The sequence below is a fragment of the Candidatus Sodalis pierantonius str. SOPE genome (assembly GCF_000517405.1).
Classification (GTDB): Bacteria; Pseudomonadota; Gammaproteobacteria; order Enterobacterales; family Enterobacteriaceae; genus Sodalis_C; species Sodalis_C pierantonii.
The window spans coordinates 1,014,004-1,030,608 of the sequence record NZ_CP006568.1; the positions used below are offsets into that span (position 1 = coordinate 1,014,004).

At 58.2% G+C, this 16,605-nt stretch carries 5 protein-coding genes and 7 pseudogenes; 8 read left to right on the plus strand and 4 right to left on the minus strand.

Annotated features, from left to right (window positions below):
- Window positions 1–32 precede the first annotated feature (32 nt).
- Window positions 33–1,176: pseudogene (locus SOPEG_RS05300) on the plus strand (CdaR family transcriptional regulator).
- Window positions 1,177–1,453: 277 nt separating this feature from the next.
- Here the strand turns inward: SOPEG_RS05300 and SOPEG_RS05305 are convergent.
- Window positions 1,454–2,779, minus strand: a pseudogene (locus tag SOPEG_RS05305) (MFS transporter); the annotation flags it as partial.
- A 408-nt stretch (window positions 2,780–3,187) separates the two neighbouring features.
- Here SOPEG_RS05305 and SOPEG_RS05310 point away from each other — a divergent pair.
- Complete coding sequence (locus SOPEG_RS05310; protein WP_025244558.1) at window positions 3,188–4,396, plus strand: IS256-like element ISSoEn2 family transposase; 1,209 nt, start codon at window positions 3,188–3,190, stop codon at window positions 4,394–4,396.
- Window positions 4,397–4,681: 285 nt separating this feature from the next.
- Window positions 4,682–5,982 (plus strand): annotated as a pseudogene (locus SOPEG_RS05315) (enolase C-terminal domain-like protein).
- A 39-nt stretch (window positions 5,983–6,021) separates the two neighbouring features.
- On the opposite strand, the pseudogene SOPEG_RS05320 reads toward SOPEG_RS05315, so the two are convergent.
- Window positions 6,022–6,990 (minus strand): annotated as a pseudogene (locus SOPEG_RS05320) (aldo/keto reductase); the annotation flags it as partial.
- On the opposite strand from SOPEG_RS05320, the gene SOPEG_RS05325 reads away from it, so the two are divergent.
- Window positions 6,955–7,554 carry an AraC family transcriptional regulator gene (locus SOPEG_RS05325; RefSeq protein WP_417903448.1) on the plus strand — a complete coding sequence of 200 codons (600 nt, stop codon included), beginning with the start codon at window positions 6,955–6,957 and terminating at the stop codon, window positions 7,552–7,554. The pseudogene SOPEG_RS05320 and the gene SOPEG_RS05325 sit on opposite strands and share 36 nt — an antisense overlap.
- Before the next feature lie 185 nt (window positions 7,555–7,739).
- Here SOPEG_RS05325 and garD read toward each other — a convergent pair whose 3' ends face one another.
- Window positions 7,740–9,308, minus strand: coding sequence for a galactarate dehydratase (gene garD / locus SOPEG_RS05330; protein WP_025244561.1), 1,569 nt, complete (start codon window positions 9,306–9,308; stop codon window positions 7,740–7,742).
- Window positions 9,309–9,778: 470 nt separating this feature from the next.
- Here garD and SOPEG_RS05335 point away from each other — a divergent pair, with 470 nt between their 5' ends.
- The 4 genes and pseudogenes from SOPEG_RS05335 to SOPEG_RS26025 form a co-directional block, all read left to right on the plus strand.
- Window positions 9,779–11,110 carry an MFS transporter gene (locus SOPEG_RS05335; protein WP_025244562.1) on the plus strand — a complete coding sequence of 444 codons (1,332 nt, stop codon included), beginning with the start codon at window positions 9,779–9,781 and terminating at the stop codon, window positions 11,108–11,110.
- 60 nt (window positions 11,111–11,170) lie between these two features.
- Window positions 11,171–11,936, plus strand: a pseudogene (gene garL / locus SOPEG_RS05340) (2-dehydro-3-deoxyglucarate aldolase).
- A gap of 78 nt (window positions 11,937–12,014) precedes the next feature.
- Window positions 12,015–12,908: pseudogene (gene garR, locus SOPEG_RS05345) on the plus strand (2-hydroxy-3-oxopropionate reductase); the annotation flags it as partial.
- A gap of 88 nt (window positions 12,909–12,996) precedes the next feature.
- A pseudogene (locus SOPEG_RS26025) lies at window positions 12,997–13,755 on the plus strand (glycerate kinase); the annotation flags it as partial.
- Window positions 13,756–13,773: 18 nt separating this feature from the next.
- On the opposite strand, the gene barA reads toward SOPEG_RS26025, so the two are convergent.
- Entirely contained in the window at window positions 13,774–16,551 is a 2,778-nt protein-coding gene (gene barA / locus SOPEG_RS05355; protein WP_025244566.1) for a two-component sensor histidine kinase BarA, read from the minus strand.
- Between the last annotated feature and the right edge of the window lie 54 nt (window positions 16,552–16,605).

Genomic DNA, 16,605 nt, shown 5'->3' on the forward strand with positions numbered 1-16,605 from the left:
CAAAGATTGAGCAATCAGCGGTGAGGATGGCGATGGCGACTTATCATCTTGATGCCAAGCTGGCGCAGGAAATCGTGGCAAGAACCATGCAGATAATCGACAGCAACATTAACGTGATGGACACCCGTGGCCGGATAATCGGCAGCGGCGATCGGGAACGTATCGGCGAGCTGCATGAGGGCGCGCTGCTGGCGCTGTCCCAGGCGCGGGTGGTGGATATCGACGACGGGGTGGCCAAGCATTTGCATGGCGTGCGTCCCGGGATTAATCTGCCACTGAAAATCGACGGTAATATCGTTGGCGTCATCGGGTTAACCGGTAATCCCGGCCAGCTGCGCCAATATGGCGAACTGGTGTGCATGACCGCCGAGATGATGCTGGAGCAGGCGCGGTTGCTGCATATGCTGGCGCAGGACAGCCGGCTGCGAGAAGAATTAGTGCTGAATCTTATCCGCGCCGAAGAAGTGACGCCGGCGCTGTCCGAATGGGCGCAGCGCCTGGGGATCGATATTCATCAGCCGCGCGTGGCGGCGGTGGTGGAGGTGGACAGCGGGCAGTTCGGCGTCGATAGCGCCATGGCCGAGCTGCAACAGTTACAGACCCTGTTGATTACCCCTGAGCGGGACAATCTTATCGCTATCGTCTCCCTGACCGAAATGGTGGTTTTGAAGCCGGCGCTGAACAGCCACGGCCGCTGGGATGCCGACGAGCACCGGCGCCGCGTGGATAGTCTATTTTCCTGCATGACCGAGGGTGCGTATTGCGCTAGGTAACTTTTTTACCGGACCGGGAGGGATCGCCCGCTCCTGGCGCACCGCCGTTACCACTATGGCGGTGGGCAAGCAGCGCCACCCGGACGAGCGCCGCTATTTTTATCCCGATTTGATGTTGCCGGTGTTATTGGACAGCCTGCGCGGCGGTTGGCAAGCCAATAAGCTGGTGCGGCCGCTGGTCAAACTCAAAGCCATGGACAGCAATGGTTTATTGCGGCGAACCCTTATCGCCTGGTTTCGCCATAACGTTCAGCCGACGCCCACCTCGCGCGCGCTGTTTATTCACCGCAATATGCTGGAATACCGTTTGAACCGCATTTCCGAAATGACCGGCCTGAATCTGGCCAACTTTGACGATCGGCTGCTGCTGTATGTAGCGCTACAGCTGGATGATAATGTCTGAGATGCGGATATTGATGCGATGCCAATGCTGATAATGATGCGATTACAGATACCAAAGCAGATATCAGTGTAAAGGCGAAGGCTAGCGGTAGTAAGACGAACAACGGTAAAGGCTAGCGCAGGTTTAAAAGCAAATGAAGAGGCAGAAGCGCAGGCGGATGCCGGCGTAAAGGTAAACGCAGTGGGTATAGACTGAACCGTAAACCGTAAACCGTGCGGGGGCATAAAGTCGCGCAGGCCGGGAAGCGCCCTGTGGGGCGCCTCCCGGGTTCCCAGGCCGCGAGAGGTTTTAGCTCCAGGCGCTGGATTTTGCCGACGATAAACAAATAGCTAACGATAACCATCAAGCCGTTGGCGGCGACATAAATCAGCACGCCGTCAAAGGAGCCGGTACGCTGTAGAATGTAGCCAATCACGATGGGCGTGGTAATGGCGCCGATTTGGGTCACCAAATTCAAAACCCCGCCGTTGAGGCCGACAATCTGCTTTGGTGCGGTGTCGGCGTTCACCGTCCAGCCGAGTGCGCCGATGCCCTTGTCAAAGAACGCCAGGCTCATGGCCGCCACCACCACATCGGAGGTGGTGTAATTGCAGATAACCATACTGGTGCATAATAGCATGCCGACGATGATGGGCGTTTTGCGCGCCACCGACAGCGAATAACCGCGGTTGAGCAGATAGTCGGAAAACACGCCGCCCAGCACGCCGCCGATACAGCCGCAAATCGCCGGCAGCGCCGCGACAAAACCCGCCTCCAGAATCGACATGCCGCGTCCTTTAACCAAATAAATGGGAAACCAGGACAGGAAGAACCAGGTAATCGCGTTAACGCAATAATTGGCCAGATAAATACCTAACAGCATACGGCTGGACAGCAACTGTTTGATATAGCCCAACTGCGGCGCGCGATCCGCCTTGGGACCCGCCGCGGCGTCCATCTCCACCAGCGCGCCGCCCGCGCGCAGATATTCCAGTTCGCTTTGGCTCACCCGCGGATGGTTCAGTGGGCTGTACATGGTTTTCACCCATACCGCCGACAGCACAATCCCCACCACGCCCATCACGATAAACACATATTCCCAGCTGACCTCTTGGGTGATCCAGCCCAGCAGCGGGTTGAACACCACCAGCGTGGCATATTGCGAGATGTTGAATATCGCCGAGGCGGTACCGCGTTCCCGCACCGGAAACCAGGCGGAAACGATGCGGCTGTTGGCCGGCATGACCGGCGCTTCGGCAAAACCCACCATGAAGCGCAATATGAACAGCATCATGGCGGCATTGGCGAAGAAATGGACAAAGCCCTGTCAGAAGGTAAATACCGACCAGATCAAGATCGCGCAACCGTAGACTTTTTTGGATCCGAACTTATCCAGCAACCAGCCACCCGGCAGCTGAGCGAGGGTATACGCCCAGCCGAAGGCCGAGAAGATATAGCCCATTTGCAGCGGATCCAGACCCAAATCCCGCGCCACATGCGGGCCGGCGATGGACAAAGTGGACCGGTCGGCGTAGTTGACGGTGCTGATGATGAATAACACCGCCGGGATCCAAAAGCGCGAGCGTGTTTTATGCGCGCTGGCGTCTATCACCATGTTATCCATGGTAGGCGCCTCCCGGTAGTGAGCCCGCAGGGGATGTCGCGCGGCGAGTCAAAACCCGGTGTCCGCAGCGGACGGTGTACATGACGATCCATTGGCTGAATAGCTGCATAGTAGTGTCCTGAACGGTAGGGAAGTAAGAATGAACGTTTTTTAATCTAAATAGCGGTTCAGCAGCAGTATAAGAGTTAATGTCCCGGCAGACATTGGGCTTATGACTGAATGCGGGGGCGGATGCGCGGGCTTTTTACAGCAAAGCGCTAGAGGGAAGTGATATCGATCACTTATCGCCACGGCCTTGCGGATAATTAAAAAGAGGTTTCATTTTTGGTCTTAGACAAGCCTGTTTAGAAATTTGTGTATTTGCTTGATTTTGATATGTTCAATCCAACATCAAAAACAGGTTAATTTATGGACGAAAAACAGTTGCAGGCTCTGGCTAACGAACTGGCCAAAAATCTCAAAACCCCTGAAGATCTCAGTCACTTCGATCGGCTGCTGAAAAAAATCAGCGTCGAAGCAGCTCTCAATGCCGAAATGACCCATCACCTCGGCTACGATAAAAATCAGCCTAAACCGGGGGCCAACGCCCGCAACGGCTATTCCACAAAAACCGTTACCACTGGCGATGGCCCGCTGGCACTGCGTACTCCGCGCGATCGTGACGGTTCCTTTGAACCGCAACTGGTGAAGAAGAACCAGACCCGGATTACCGGGATGGATAACCAGATTTTATCGTTGTACGCCAAAGGGATGACCACCCGCGAGATCGCCGCCGCGTTCAAAGAGCTGTATAACGCCGATGTCTCGCCGGCGCTGGTCTCAAAGGTCACCGATGCGGTCATGGAGCAGGTTGTCGAATGGCAAAACCGGCCTCTGGATGCAGTCTATCCCATTGTTTATCTTGACTGTATCGTTCTAAAAGTCCGGCAGGACAGCCGCATCATCAACAAATCTGTGTTCCTGGCGCTGGGCATCAACATCGAAGGCCAGAAAGAGTTGCTAGGTATGTGGCTGGCCGAAAATGAAGGCGCAAAGTTCTGGCTGAACGTGCTGACAGAGCTGAAAAACCGCGGCCTGAACGATATCCTTATCGCCTGCGTTGACGGCCTGAAAGGTTTCCCTGACGCTATTAACGCGGTGTATCCGGAGGCGCGGCTCCAGCTGTGTATCGTACATATGGTGCGCAACAGCCTGCGGTTCGTCTCCTGGAAGGACTACAAGGCCGTCACCCGCGACCTGAAAGCTATCTATCAGGCCCCTACGGAAGAAGCCGGCTTGCAGGCGCTGGAAGCGTTCTCCAGTGCCTGGGACATCCGCTACCCGCAAATAAGTCGAAGCTGGCAGGCAAACTGGGCCAATCTGGCCACGTTCTTTGCCTACCCAACGGACATTCGCAAGGTGATCTACACGACCAACGCCATCGAGTCGTTAAACAGCGTGATCCGGCATGCCATCAAAAAGCGCAAGGTGTTCCCGACGGATGACGCAGTGAAAAAGGTGGTGTGGCTGGCAATCCAGGCGGCGTCACAGAAATGGACAATGCCTTTGAGGGACTGGCGCATTGCAATGAACCGCTTTATTATCGAGTTCGGTGAACGCCTGGACGGTCACTTCTGAGAAAAGGCATTTACACAGAATCGTGTACAGGGTCCCTTAGACGTCTGGCGGCGGCCGGTTTGTGAACTCGCGCCTATCGCCTTGGGCATCCGCTGCAATCCATCGCCGCTCTTGGCCTTTTTTATTATGATGATGCCCAATGAAAAGGGCGCGATAATGTCCTTATACTGAGGTATTAATTGCTTAAACCCTGGGCTTCCCCGCGTCCGGCGGAGAAGCGACAGCGTTTTTTCGTATGAGGAAGAGTCAATGGCCAATACCTAAAGCGGTCCCGTGATTACCGAGATGAAAGTGATCCCGGTCGCGGGACATGACAGCATGCTGCTGAATATCGGCGGCGCGCACAGTGCTTGGTTTACCCGCAATCTCGTGGTGGTTAAGGACAGCGCCGGCCATACCGGCGTCGGCGAAGCCCCGGGCGGCGAAGTCATCCTAAAAACGCTGCAAGAGGCGACTCCGCTGGTGGTCGGCACCGAAGTGGCGCGGATGAACCGGCTGGTGCAACAGGTGCATTTGGGTAATCAATCCTTTGACTTCGACGCCTTCGGCGGCGGCGCCTGGACGTTTGAACTGCGGGTCAACGCGGTGGCGGCGCTGCTGGACTTGCTGGGGCAGTGCCTCGGCGTGCCGGTGGTGGAGCTGCTCGGTCCGGGCAAGCAGCGCGACGCGGTGACGGTGCTAGGCTATCTGTTTTATGTCGGCGATCGCGAGCGTACCGATCTCCCCTATCAACGCGGCGAACAAGGCGGCCATGACTGGTATCATTTACGCCATCAAAAAGCCATGGATAGCGCGGCGGTGGTGCGGCTGGCGGAAGCGGCGCAGGATCGCTACGGCTTTAAGAACTTCAAGCTAAAGGGCGGCGTTTTCCCCGGCGAGCAGGAAATCGAGGCGGTAACGGCGCTGGCGAAGCGTTTCCCCGACGCGCGTATCACCCTTGATCCCAACGGCGCCTGGTCGCTGCGCGAGGCCATCGAGCTCGGTAAATCCCTGCGCCACGTGCTGGCCTACGCCGAGGATCCCTGCGGCGCCGAACAGGGTTTTTCCGGCCGCGAAGTGATGGCCGAATTCCGCCGCGCTACCGGCCTGCCGACCGCCATCAATATGATAGCCACCGATTGGTGGCAAATGTGTCATGCCATCGCGCTACAGGCGGTGGATATTCCGCTGGCGGATCCGCATTTCTGGACAATGCAGGGCGCCGTCCGGGTTGCCCAGCTTTGCCATGCGGCCGGATTGACGTGGGGATCGCATTCCAATAATCATTTTGATATTTCGCTGGCGATGTTTACCCATGTGGCCGCCGCCGCTCCCGGCGCGATCACCGCCATTGATACCCACTGGATCTGGCAGGAAGGCAATCAGCGCCTGACCAAGACGCCGCTGGTGATTAGCGGCGGCAAGGTGACGGTGCCGTCGACGCCGGGGCTCGGCGTCGAGGTGTCGAGGTGGATAGGGATCGGATCATGCAGGCCCATGCGCTATACCGCCGCCATGGATTGGGGGCGCGCGACGATGCCGCCGGGATGCAGGCGCTGATCCCCGGCTGGAGATTTGACGCAAAACGTCCCTGTATGGTGCGCTAACTTCAGGGCGTCATGAGGTCGCTCGCTGTTGGCCTCATGTCATTCCCCCCTGCGGTTCAGAATCGTCGTCCCGCCGAACATCAATTGCTGCGTCATCGGACGGCCCATGAACCGCGCCGGGAAGATCGGCGCCAGGGCGCTGGCCTTTTCCAAGCGGTCGCATTGATGCTCAGGGAAGACGACGGACAGGGCTTTAAAGTTGTCTTCGGCTTGCTCCAACGTGCGCGCCCCCACAATTGGCGCGACCACGGCCGGATTAAGCAGCGTCCACGCCAGCGCCACCTGCGAGCGCGAGGCCCCCAGTTCATCGGCGATTTCGCCCACGACATCGGCGATATCCAGCGCCTGCGCGTTGAGGTGCCCGGTAGAGGCAATGATCCCTTTGCGGGTGGGTGATACGTCGGCGACGTTCTCCTCCGACAGGTCGGCGCGACGGTATTTGCCGGTCAAGATACCCCCGCCGAGCGGAGACCAGGGTAGTACACCCAGACCCAGCGCCTGCGCCATCGGCAACAGCTCATGCTCAACAGATCGCTCGACCAGGCTGTATTCTACCTGTAGCGCGACGAAAGGGGACCAGCCGCGCAGGTCGGCCAGGGTTTGCATCTGTGAGATGCGCCAAGCGGGTGTATTGCAGATGGCGACATAGAAGATTTTCCCCGCCCGCACCATGTCATCAAGCACACGCATTACCTCTTCGGGCGTTGTGGTAAAGTCCCAGGCATGCACGTGCAGAAGGTCGATGCGATCCGTGTCGAGTTGGCGCAAACTGTCCTCCACCGAGCGGACGAGATTATAGCGATGGTTACCGTCCGAATTGGGATTGCCCTGCTCGCGAGCCATGGTGAACTTGGTTGACAGGACGAGACGCTCTCGCTTGTCCTTGATCATCCCCTCGAGGATTTTCTCGGCGCTGCCGTTAGTATAGTTGACCGCGGTGTCAATGAAATTGCCGCCGCGATCAACATAGGCATCAAAGATGCGCTTTGCCTCACCCTCCGCCACCCGGCATCCGCCAAGGAGGAGAGCCCCCCTCTTGCTGGGTTAACGTTGAACAAAATCTCCCCTCAATTGCTTGATGCGACAATCCGCCTGCTCGGGCTGCTGGATACACCCGATGACATCAATGCCCTCGCGCCGCTTACCCTGCGTGAAATCCTCTATCGTCTCCTGGTCGGGCCCAGTGGGGACATCATCAGGAACATGGCGCTGGCGGACAGCCGGCTCAATCAAATTGCCCGAGCGATCCTGTGGATCAGAGCACACTTTCGCGAACCTTGTCGTATTGCCTATGCCGCCGAGATTGCGGGAATGAGCCGCTCCACCTTCCACCTTCATTTCAAGGCGGTGACGACCTTAAGTCCTATTGAGTTCCGCACGCACCTGCGGCTACAGGAAGCGCGGCGGCTGATGGTGAGTGAGGCAGCCGACGCGGCCAGCGCTGGCTTCCAGGTGGGTTATGAAAGCCCTTCACAGTTCAGCCGTGACTATGCCCGCGTATTCGGCATCTTCCCGGCCAAGCATGCCCACCGGTTGAGACAGGCACAGGGCAGCCAGACGGCCGCAACTTAAAAATCACTCTACGCTGCCGGTAACGGATTGCCTTACGCCTGGCATAATATCAATGATGTGAATAACGATTTTTCTGCCAGCCGTAGGCGGCTGATGCCGACGGGCAAAGCCCCGGTCAGCGGGCGCGGGGCCGTGGGATATACAGGCCGGCGTACAACGCCAGCATCGCGCTGGCGTCCTTCGCGTCAGGTTACTGGCGCCGGATTGAATACCGACAGCGCGTTATGGATCACCCATTGGTCAGACCAGGTTTTCTTCCGGCCGCTGGCAATCTCCAAGATAAAGTGGAACAGCTGCCAGCCGACGTCCTCAATGGTGGCCTCGCCGGTGGCGATAGTACCGGCATTAATGTCCATCAAATCATACCAGCGGTCCGCCAGCGCCGTGCGGGTCGCCATTTCAATCACCGGCACCGCCGCCAGGCCGTAAGGCGTCCCGCGTCCGGTGGTGAATACTTGCACCGTAACCCCGGACGCCAGCTGCTGGGTGCCGCAAATAAAATCGCTCGCCGGCGTGGCGGCATAAATCAGGCCGCGTCGGGTGGGGCGCTGACCGGGAGAGAGTACTTCGACGATGGCGCTGGTGCCGGATTTGGCGATTGAGCCGAGCGTCTTTTCCACCACGTTGGCCAATCCGCCCTTTTTGTTGCCGGGAGAGGGGTTGGCGCTGCGGTCGGTCTGGCCCAGGCTGAGATAATTGTCGTACCAGGCCATCTCCTCCAGCAGGCGGCGGCCCACGGCTTCATCGGCGGCGCGGGGGGTCAGTAGATGGATAGCGTCGCGCACCTCGATAACTTCGGAAAACATTACCGTAGCGCCGCAGCGCACGAGCAAATCCGAGGCGAACCCCACCGCCGGATTGGCGGTCACGCCGGAAAACGCGTCGCTGCCGCCGCACTGCATGCCCACCACCAGCTCCGACGTCGGGCACGTTTCGCGCTGGCGGCCGTTAAGATGCTGAAGATGACGCTCCGCCACCGCCAGAATATCCGCCACCATCGATTGAAAACCAACGTGCTTTTCATCTTGCAAACGCACAATGCTTGCCGCTTCCATCGCAATCGGCTGTACGTCTTCGGTATCGGCCAGCAGGCGCTCCGGCTGGAGTTTTTCGCAGCCCAACCCAACGACCATCACCTCGCCGCCGAAGTTGGGATTAAGGGCGATATTATGAATCGTGCGAATGGGTACCACCGCGGCCGGCGCATTGATCGCCACGCCGCAGCCGTACAGATGATTCAGGCCCACCACGCCGTCAACGTTCGGGTATTTCGGCAGTAAATCGCGTTCGATAAGCTTCACCACGAACTCCACCACGCCGGCAACGCAATGAACGCTGGTGGTGATGCCGAGCAGGTTCTTGGTGCCGACGCTGCCGTCGGGGTTGCGATAGCCCTCGAAGGTGTAGCCTTCCAACGGAGGCAGCGGCGGCGGCACCTTGGTCGCCAGCGGCAGGGTTTCCAGCGCCGGCGCCACCGGCAGCTCTACCAACGATTCATCAATCCCACTGCCACGCGCGATGGCGCGCAGCGCATAGCCAATGATTTCGCCGTAGCGAATAATGGCGCCGCCTTTGGCGATATCGTTCAGCGCGACTTTATGTCCCTGGGGAATATGCTCAATTAATTCCAGTCCGTCCGGAAAACGGCTGCCGGCCGACAAGTCATGATCATTGACGATAATGGCCACATTATCGGTATCGTGCACTTTTATATAGAAGGCTTGCTCAGCGCTTCGCGTATGAATAACAGACATAAAGGTCTCCGTAACAACAGCTAGGGTGGGTTGACCTGAAAGTGAGGACGATAAGCGATAACAACACGGTTTATGCCGTTATTATAATCTCAATGCCGACGGCTGGCATTGTGCAAATGACCTGTTTTATACTCATGAAACGGCAATTTATCAGGCGGATGATGAACGGGATGTGACTAGGGTCACTAAGGCGCGGCGGGACTGGCCTCGCGCTAAGATAACGTGACGCGCATCGACTCGCGCTGGATATCGGCACGAAAATACCACGTTATTCAGGGTTATTGTTGTGCAAACGCATAATATTATTTCCAGCGGTGATTTTTATACTAAACGGGCCTTATTAAGTGAAGGCACTAGCAATACGGTGAAAAAAATAGCCTCTTACGAGAATAGTAAACCCTGGATAGCGCACGCATACCCTTTTGCCTTTTATTTTCGCGCGTCGTTATCGCCTGATTAGGGCCTGACCTATGAGTATTGCACCTCTGACCGCTAATAAAACCAAGACCCATATACGTTACTGGATTTTGTTCATCATCTTTATGGTCACCGCCATCAACTATGCCGACCGGGCCACCCTGTCGATTGCGGGAACCGATATTGCGAAAGAACTCGGCCTGGATGCCGGCCAAATGGGGCAGATTTTCTCGGCCTTCGGCTGGGCGTATTTGATTATGCAAATTCCTGGCGGCTGGTTACTAGACCGATACGGATCGAAAAAGGTCTACAGCTACAGTCTGTTTTTCTGGTCGCTGTTTACCTTTTTACAAGGGTTCGTCGGTTTCTTCCCTATCGCCTATGCCGCCATGACGCTGTTTTTCCTGCGCTTTATGCTAGGATTTTCGGAGGCGCTGTCATTTCCGGCTAACGCCCGTATCGTCGCCGCCTGGTTCTCGACCCGCGAGCGCGGTACCGCCTCGGCCATCTTCAATTCGGCGCAATACTTCTCGCTGGCGATTTTCTCGCCGCTGCTGGGCTGGTTGACCTATACCTGGGGCTGGGAACATGTCTTTACCGTGATGGGGGCCGTGGGCTTCGTCCTGACGGTGATATGGATTAAATTTATCCATAACCCGAATAAGCATCCCCAGGTGTCGGCGCAAGAGCTGGAATATATGTCCGCCGGCGGCGCGGTAGTGGATATGGACTCGCCCGCGGCCGGTAAAAAAGAGGGGCCGCACTGGAGCGATGTGCGCCAGATGTTGACCAGCCGCATGATGCTCGGCGTGTTTTTCGGCCAGTATTTTATCAATAGTATCACCTGGTTCTTCCTCACCTGGTTTCCCATTTACCTGGTACAGGACAAGGGGATGTCGATACTGAAAGTCGGCCTGGTGGCGTCGATTCCGGCGCAGTGCGGTTTCGCCGGCGGCGTGTTGGGCGGCATTGTGTCGGATAATTTGCTGCGGCGCGGGTTTTCGCTGACCGTGGCGCGTAAAATTCCCATCGTGCTGGGCATGCTGCTGGCGACCAGCATTATCTTGTGCAACTACACCGACAATACCGTTGTCGTGGTAGCGTTAATGGCGCTGGCGTTCTTCGGTAAAGGCTTCGGCGCGCTCGGCTGGCCGGTGGTGGCGGATACCGCGCCGAAAGAGATGATCGGGCTGTGCGGCGGGCTGTTTAACGTGTTCGGTAACGTTGCCTCCATCGTCACGCCGCTGGTCATCGGCTATATGGTCAAAGAGTTGCACTCCTTCAATATGGCGCTGGTGTTTGTCGGCTGCTCCGCCCTGGCGGCCATGTTCTCCTATCTGGTGGTGGTAGGCGAAATCAAACGTCTGGTGCTGAAAAAATCCTGACGAGGCGGCCGGCGACCGGCCGGCCGCGCCGCACTTTAATCCAAATGTAAGAGGATCATTATGAACAATCCATTACTGCCGAACCGTTTTCGTCAGCGTTTACTGCAAGGGGATACTCTGAATCGGCTGCTGGTGTGCGCTGGCCAATCCGGTGTCCACCGAAGTGCTGGGGCTGGCGGGATTCGACTGGCTGGTATTGGACGACGAACACGCGCCCAATGATATCACGACCTTCGTTCCGCAGCTGATGGCGCTCAAAGGCAGCCCCAGCGCGCCGGTGGTGCGCCCGCCCACCAACGAACCGGTGATAATCAAGCGTCTGCTGGATATTGGTTTCTATAATTTTCTCATTCCTTTCGTCGAAACCGAGGAGCAAGCGCTGCGGGCCGTGTCGTCCACTCGCTATCCGCCCGCGGGCATCCGCGGCGTCTCGGTGTCCCACCGCTGCAACAATTACGGCACCGTGCCGGAGTATTTTTCGCTAATCAACGACAACATTACCGTGTTGACGCAAATCGAGAGCCAGGACGGGATGGACAATATCGATGCCATCGCCGCGGTGGATGGCGTGGACGGTATTTTTGTCGGCCCGGGGGATTTGTCGGCGGCGCTGGGCTACCTCGGGGCGCCTAATCATCCCGAAGTGCAGCGGGTGATCCAGCATATTTTCGCCCGTGCGCGGGCGCAGGGCAAACCGAGCGGCATTCTGGCGCCGGCCGATGCCCGGCGCTATCTGAAATGGGGCGCGCGCTTTGTCGCCGTCGGCAGCGATTTGGGCGTGTTTCGCAGCGCGACCCAGTCTCTGTGCGACAAATTCAAAGGCTGAGCGCCTGGCGCTAAACGCAAAATGCTGAACGCCGAGCGCTAAACGCCGCGCCGCGTCAATTACACGAGTCAAGAGGATGTTACGATGAAGATTGGATTTATTGGCCTGGGGATCATGGGTAAACCGATGAGTAAAAACCTGCTGAAGGCGGGTTACGCATTGGTCGTGCTGGATCGCAACACCGAATCGGTTGAGGAAGAGTTGGCCGCCGGCGCCGAGCGGGCGACGTCGCCGAAAGCGGTGGCCGAGCAGTGCGAGATTATCATTACCATGCTGCCTAACTCACCCCATGTCAAAGAGGTGGTGCTCGGCGAAAATGGCGTGATAGAGGGAGCCAAAGCCGGCAGCGTGGTCATCGGTATGAGTTCAATCGCGCCGCTGGCCAGCCGGGAAATTGCCGCGGCTCTGGTCGAGAAACAGATACAAATGCTGGACGCGCCGGTAAGCGGCGGCGAGCCGAAGGCTATCGACGGCACGCTGTCGGTGATGGTCGGCGGCGATAAAGGCATCTTCGAGCGCTATGTGGACATGCTCAAGTCGATGGCCGGCTCGGTGGTGCATACCGGCGACATTGGCGCCGGTAATGTCACCAAACTGGCGAATCAGGTGATTGTGGCGCTGAATATCGCCGCCATGTCGGAAGCGATGGTGCTTGCCACCAAGGCCGGCGTGGATCCGGAACTGGTGTATCAAGCAATCCGCGGCGGTCTGGCCGGCAGCACCGTGCTGGATGCCAAAGCGCTGATGGTGCTGGACCGCAATTTCAAACCCGGTTTCCGTATTGATCTGCACATCAAGGATTTGGCCAATGCGCTGGATACGTCCCACGGCGTGGGCGCACAACTGCCGCTGACCGCCGCGGTGATGGAAATGATGCAGGCGCTGAAGCAAGACGATTTGGGCAACGCGGATCATAGCGCGCTGGCCTGCTATTATGAAAAATTGGCTCATGTTGTCGTGCAGCGGCAATGACGGCCTCGGGCGCCTGCCGGGCGCTCCTTCAACCGGTGGAACGCCCACTCCGCCGGCTTCAGCTCTCAACAGGCGTAGCGGGTAGTTTATGAAAATAGTCATCGCTCCGGATTCATATAAAGAGAGTTTATCGGCGTTGGAAGTCGCGACGCAGATCGAAAAAGGATTTCGTGAGGTGTTTCCCGACGCCGATTACGTCAAGCTGCCGGTGGCGGATGGCGGATGGCGGATGGCGGATGGCGGATGGCGGATGGCGGTGAGGGCACCGTGGAGGCCATGGTAGCGGCCACCGGCGGCGAAATTATCCGCGTGCAGGTCACGGGGCGCCTCGGCGGTCTTAGGCCCGCAAAAGGGGGCAACGCCGGTGATGATCCGCGAATTGGATGTGGCGTTAAAACATTATGCCGACATTATTAAGCGCGATTTGGATCAGGATGTCGATCGGGTGTCCGGCGCCGGCGCGGCCGGCGGAATGGGCGCCGGTTTGCAGGCGTTTTGCGGCGCCGAGTTGCGCAAGGGAATCGAAATTGTCACCGAAGCGCTGGGGCTGGAGCAATTGGTGAAAGATGCGTCGCTGGTGATTACCGGTGAAGGGCGTATCGACAGCCAGACGTTGCAGGGCAAGGTGCCGATCGGCGTCGCGCGGGTGGCGAAACGGTACCACAAACCGGTTATCGGCATCGCCGGCAGCCTGACCGCCGATGTGGGCGTGGTGCATCAGCACGGCCTGGATGCGGTATTCAGCGTACTGTATAGCATTTGTACGCTGGAGCAGGCGCTGGACAACGCCGGGGAGAATGTGCGTATGGCGGCGCGCAATATCGCTGCTACGGTGAAGCTCGTCCAGACGCGAGCGCGCAGCCCGCTAACCGCTAAGCCAGGCGCGGGCGGCGATGCGCACGTTCTCAATTTCGTCGAGCATTTCCAGCCATTCCGGCTCCAGCGCCGCGACCTCAACCCCGCTGCGCAACTGCTGCTCAATATTGGCGCACAGCCGCCGCAGCCGCGGCACACCGCTGTAGCTGCAACTGCCGTGCAGTTTGTGGATCAAGCTGCCGATGTGCTCGTCGTGCGCGCCGCTCGCCACCGCTTTCACCCGCTGTTTGATTTCGGGTAAAAACTCCAGCAGCATCCCCAGCATTTCCCGCGCCAAATCCGGTTTGTCCGCCGCCTGACGCAGCGCCAGCTGCCAATCGAGCGAAACATCCTGATTGCCGGCCGGCGCCGGCGGCGGTCTGACGTCGCCCGGCCCCTCGCGCGGCCCCGCGAGCGCCGCGCTATCGTGCACGCCGTGGTGCGATAGTAGCCGGCGCAGCATCGCTTCATCGATAGGTTTGGCTAGACAATCAATCATGCCGGCATCCAGCAGTCGCTGCCGTTCATCGCTAATGGTATGGGCGGTGACCGCTACGATCGGCGTATGGGCGTGAAGCGGCAGTTGGCGAATCAGCTCCGCGGCGCGCAGACCATCGATTTCCGGCATCTGGATATCCATCAAAATAATATCCAGCGGCTTTTTGCCGGCGTAGGCGATAACTTCGGCGGCGCTGTTACATAAAATGGTGTGCTCCACCTGCTCTTGTAGCAGGGCGCCGATCAGTTTGAGATTAGCGGGATTATCATCTACCGCCATCACGGTTAGCGGCAGGCAGGGCGTGCCGGCCTCGGGCTCGTCGCCCGATCGCGGGGCCGGCGGCGATTGCAGCAGCGGCAGCAGGCGCTGGCCGGACACCGGCTTGGTCAGACAAGCGTCCGCGCCCATTTGTTTTAGCAGCTCCGCCTCCACCATCCATGCGCCCGGCAGCGCCAGGATGATACAGCGGGCATGGCCGCTGGCCCGCAGCAGCTCGTAGCGTATTTCCGGCAGCGACAGCGTCGCGGTCACCGGTTTACCGATGAGTAAAATATCCACCTGCGCATCGCCCAGCGCGTCCATATCGGGATAGTGACTGACCTCGAGCGGCGTGTCCGCCAAAAGCTCGAGGGTGGCCTGCGCCGACGCGCTGTTGGCCTCGATCAACGCCAGACGCTTATGCATCAGGGCATCGTAGCGATGCGGGTCCACCCAGGCGTGGCAGTTGATCTGTAGCGGAATATGGAACCAAAAGGTTGAGCCCCGGCCGGCGCGGCTGCGGAAGTTGATCTCTCCGCCCATCTCCCGCACCAGCTTTTGCGTAATCACCAGCCCCAGACCGGTACCACCGTGGCGGCGGGTAATGCTGGCATCGGCCTGGCGGAAAGCCTGGAACAGCTGCGATTGCTGGCGTTCGGCGATGCCGATACCGGTATCGCGGATCTGCACGTTGATCTCCACCCGCTCCCGCTCGTGGCCCTGGCGGCTGACGCGAATGATGATATGCCCTTGCTCGGTGAATTTAATAGCGTTACCGATAAGGTTGGTCATCACCTGCTGGAGCCGCAGCGGATCGCCGATGACATATTCCGGCACTTCGCGCTGTACCTGTAAAATCAGCTCCAGGCCCTTTTCGTGGGCGGTATGGGCCAGCAGGATCACCACCTCATCCATTGTGGCGCGCAGCGCGAAGGGGATCGTTTCCAGCATCAGTTTGCCGGCTTCCAATTTGGAGAAGTCCAGCACGTCGTTAATAATGCTGAGTAAATGATTGCCAGATCGCTCAATGGTTTGCAGGTAGTCGCGCTGGGTGGAAGTGAGCGGTGTTTTCAGCGTCTGGCGGGTAAAACCGATAACGCCGTTGAGCGGCGTGCGCAGCTCGTGGGACATATTCGCCAGAAATTCCGACTTGATACGCACCGCCTCCTGGGCGCGTTTTTTCGCCAGATCCAGTTCGACGTTCTGGATTTCCATTTGCTCGAGGGTCTCACGCAGATCCGAGGTTGCCTGATCGATATTCTGCTGCAGCTCTTCGTGGTAGGCGCTAAGCGACATCGCCATGGCGTTAATGCCGTTTTTCAACATATCCAGTTCGCCGAGCATGTAGCCCTCCACCCGGCTGTCCAACTGGCCGCGGCGGATGCGATCGACGGTGCTGACCATATTGCGGATAGGGCCCGTGACATCGCGCATCAGCCGGTAGGCAAACAGCCCGGCGCAACAAAGGCACAACAGCAACAGTAGCGTGGAAATAAACGCCTCTTTGTACTGCTGCAGCCGCACCGCGTCCATATCCAGTTCGATGGCGATATAACCAAGCGGTTTTATCGCATCGCTGGCCGCACCGTACGCGCGCTCGCCGTCCGGCAGACTGTCTTCGCGCACGATGGGCGTGAGCATGATGAGCGACGACCCCGAGCGCAACAACGTTAGCCCCTCGGGCAGCGGCGCGCCGTCCGGCAGCTTTAGCCGCGCCATATTCTGTTGATAATTGGAGGTGACGAACAGGGTATTGTTGACGTCGAACAGCGAGATGGACCGCACAATATCCGAGTGGTGGCGATGCAGCAGATTAACCAGATGGCGCACCGATTCGCGATTGTGAAACGTCATACCGTATTTGCTGGACAGCGCCAGCGGCTCGATAATGCTGGCGCCGGCGTCCACCAATTGATGTTGCAGCTCATTATAGCGGTGGACGACAAAAAAAGCGCTAAGCAGTAAGCCAATGAAAAGCGTCGGAGCCAGGATCAGTATCATCATCTGCGCGCGCAAGCTGTATTTGGTCATAGCGGTCCAATATGGGAGAATAGCGTCAGGCTCATTTCGCAAAGGCGTTTCCGG

What these genes read in the sequence shown, in the direction of transcription:
- SOPEG_RS05310 (WP_025244558.1), top strand. Translation starts at nt 3,188, where the DNA reads ATGGACGAAAAACAGTTGCAGGCTCTGGCTAACGAACTGGCCAAAAAT.
- garD (WP_025244561.1), bottom strand. Translation starts at nt 9,308, where the DNA reads ATGTCTGTTATTCATACGCGAAGCGCTGAGCAAGCCTTCTATATAAAA.
- SOPEG_RS05335 (WP_025244562.1), top strand. Translation starts at nt 9,779, where the DNA reads ATGAGTATTGCACCTCTGACCGCTAATAAAACCAAGACCCATATACGT.
- barA (WP_025244566.1), bottom strand. Translation starts at nt 16,551, where the DNA reads ATGACCAAATACAGCTTGCGCGCGCAGATGATGATACTGATCCTGGCT.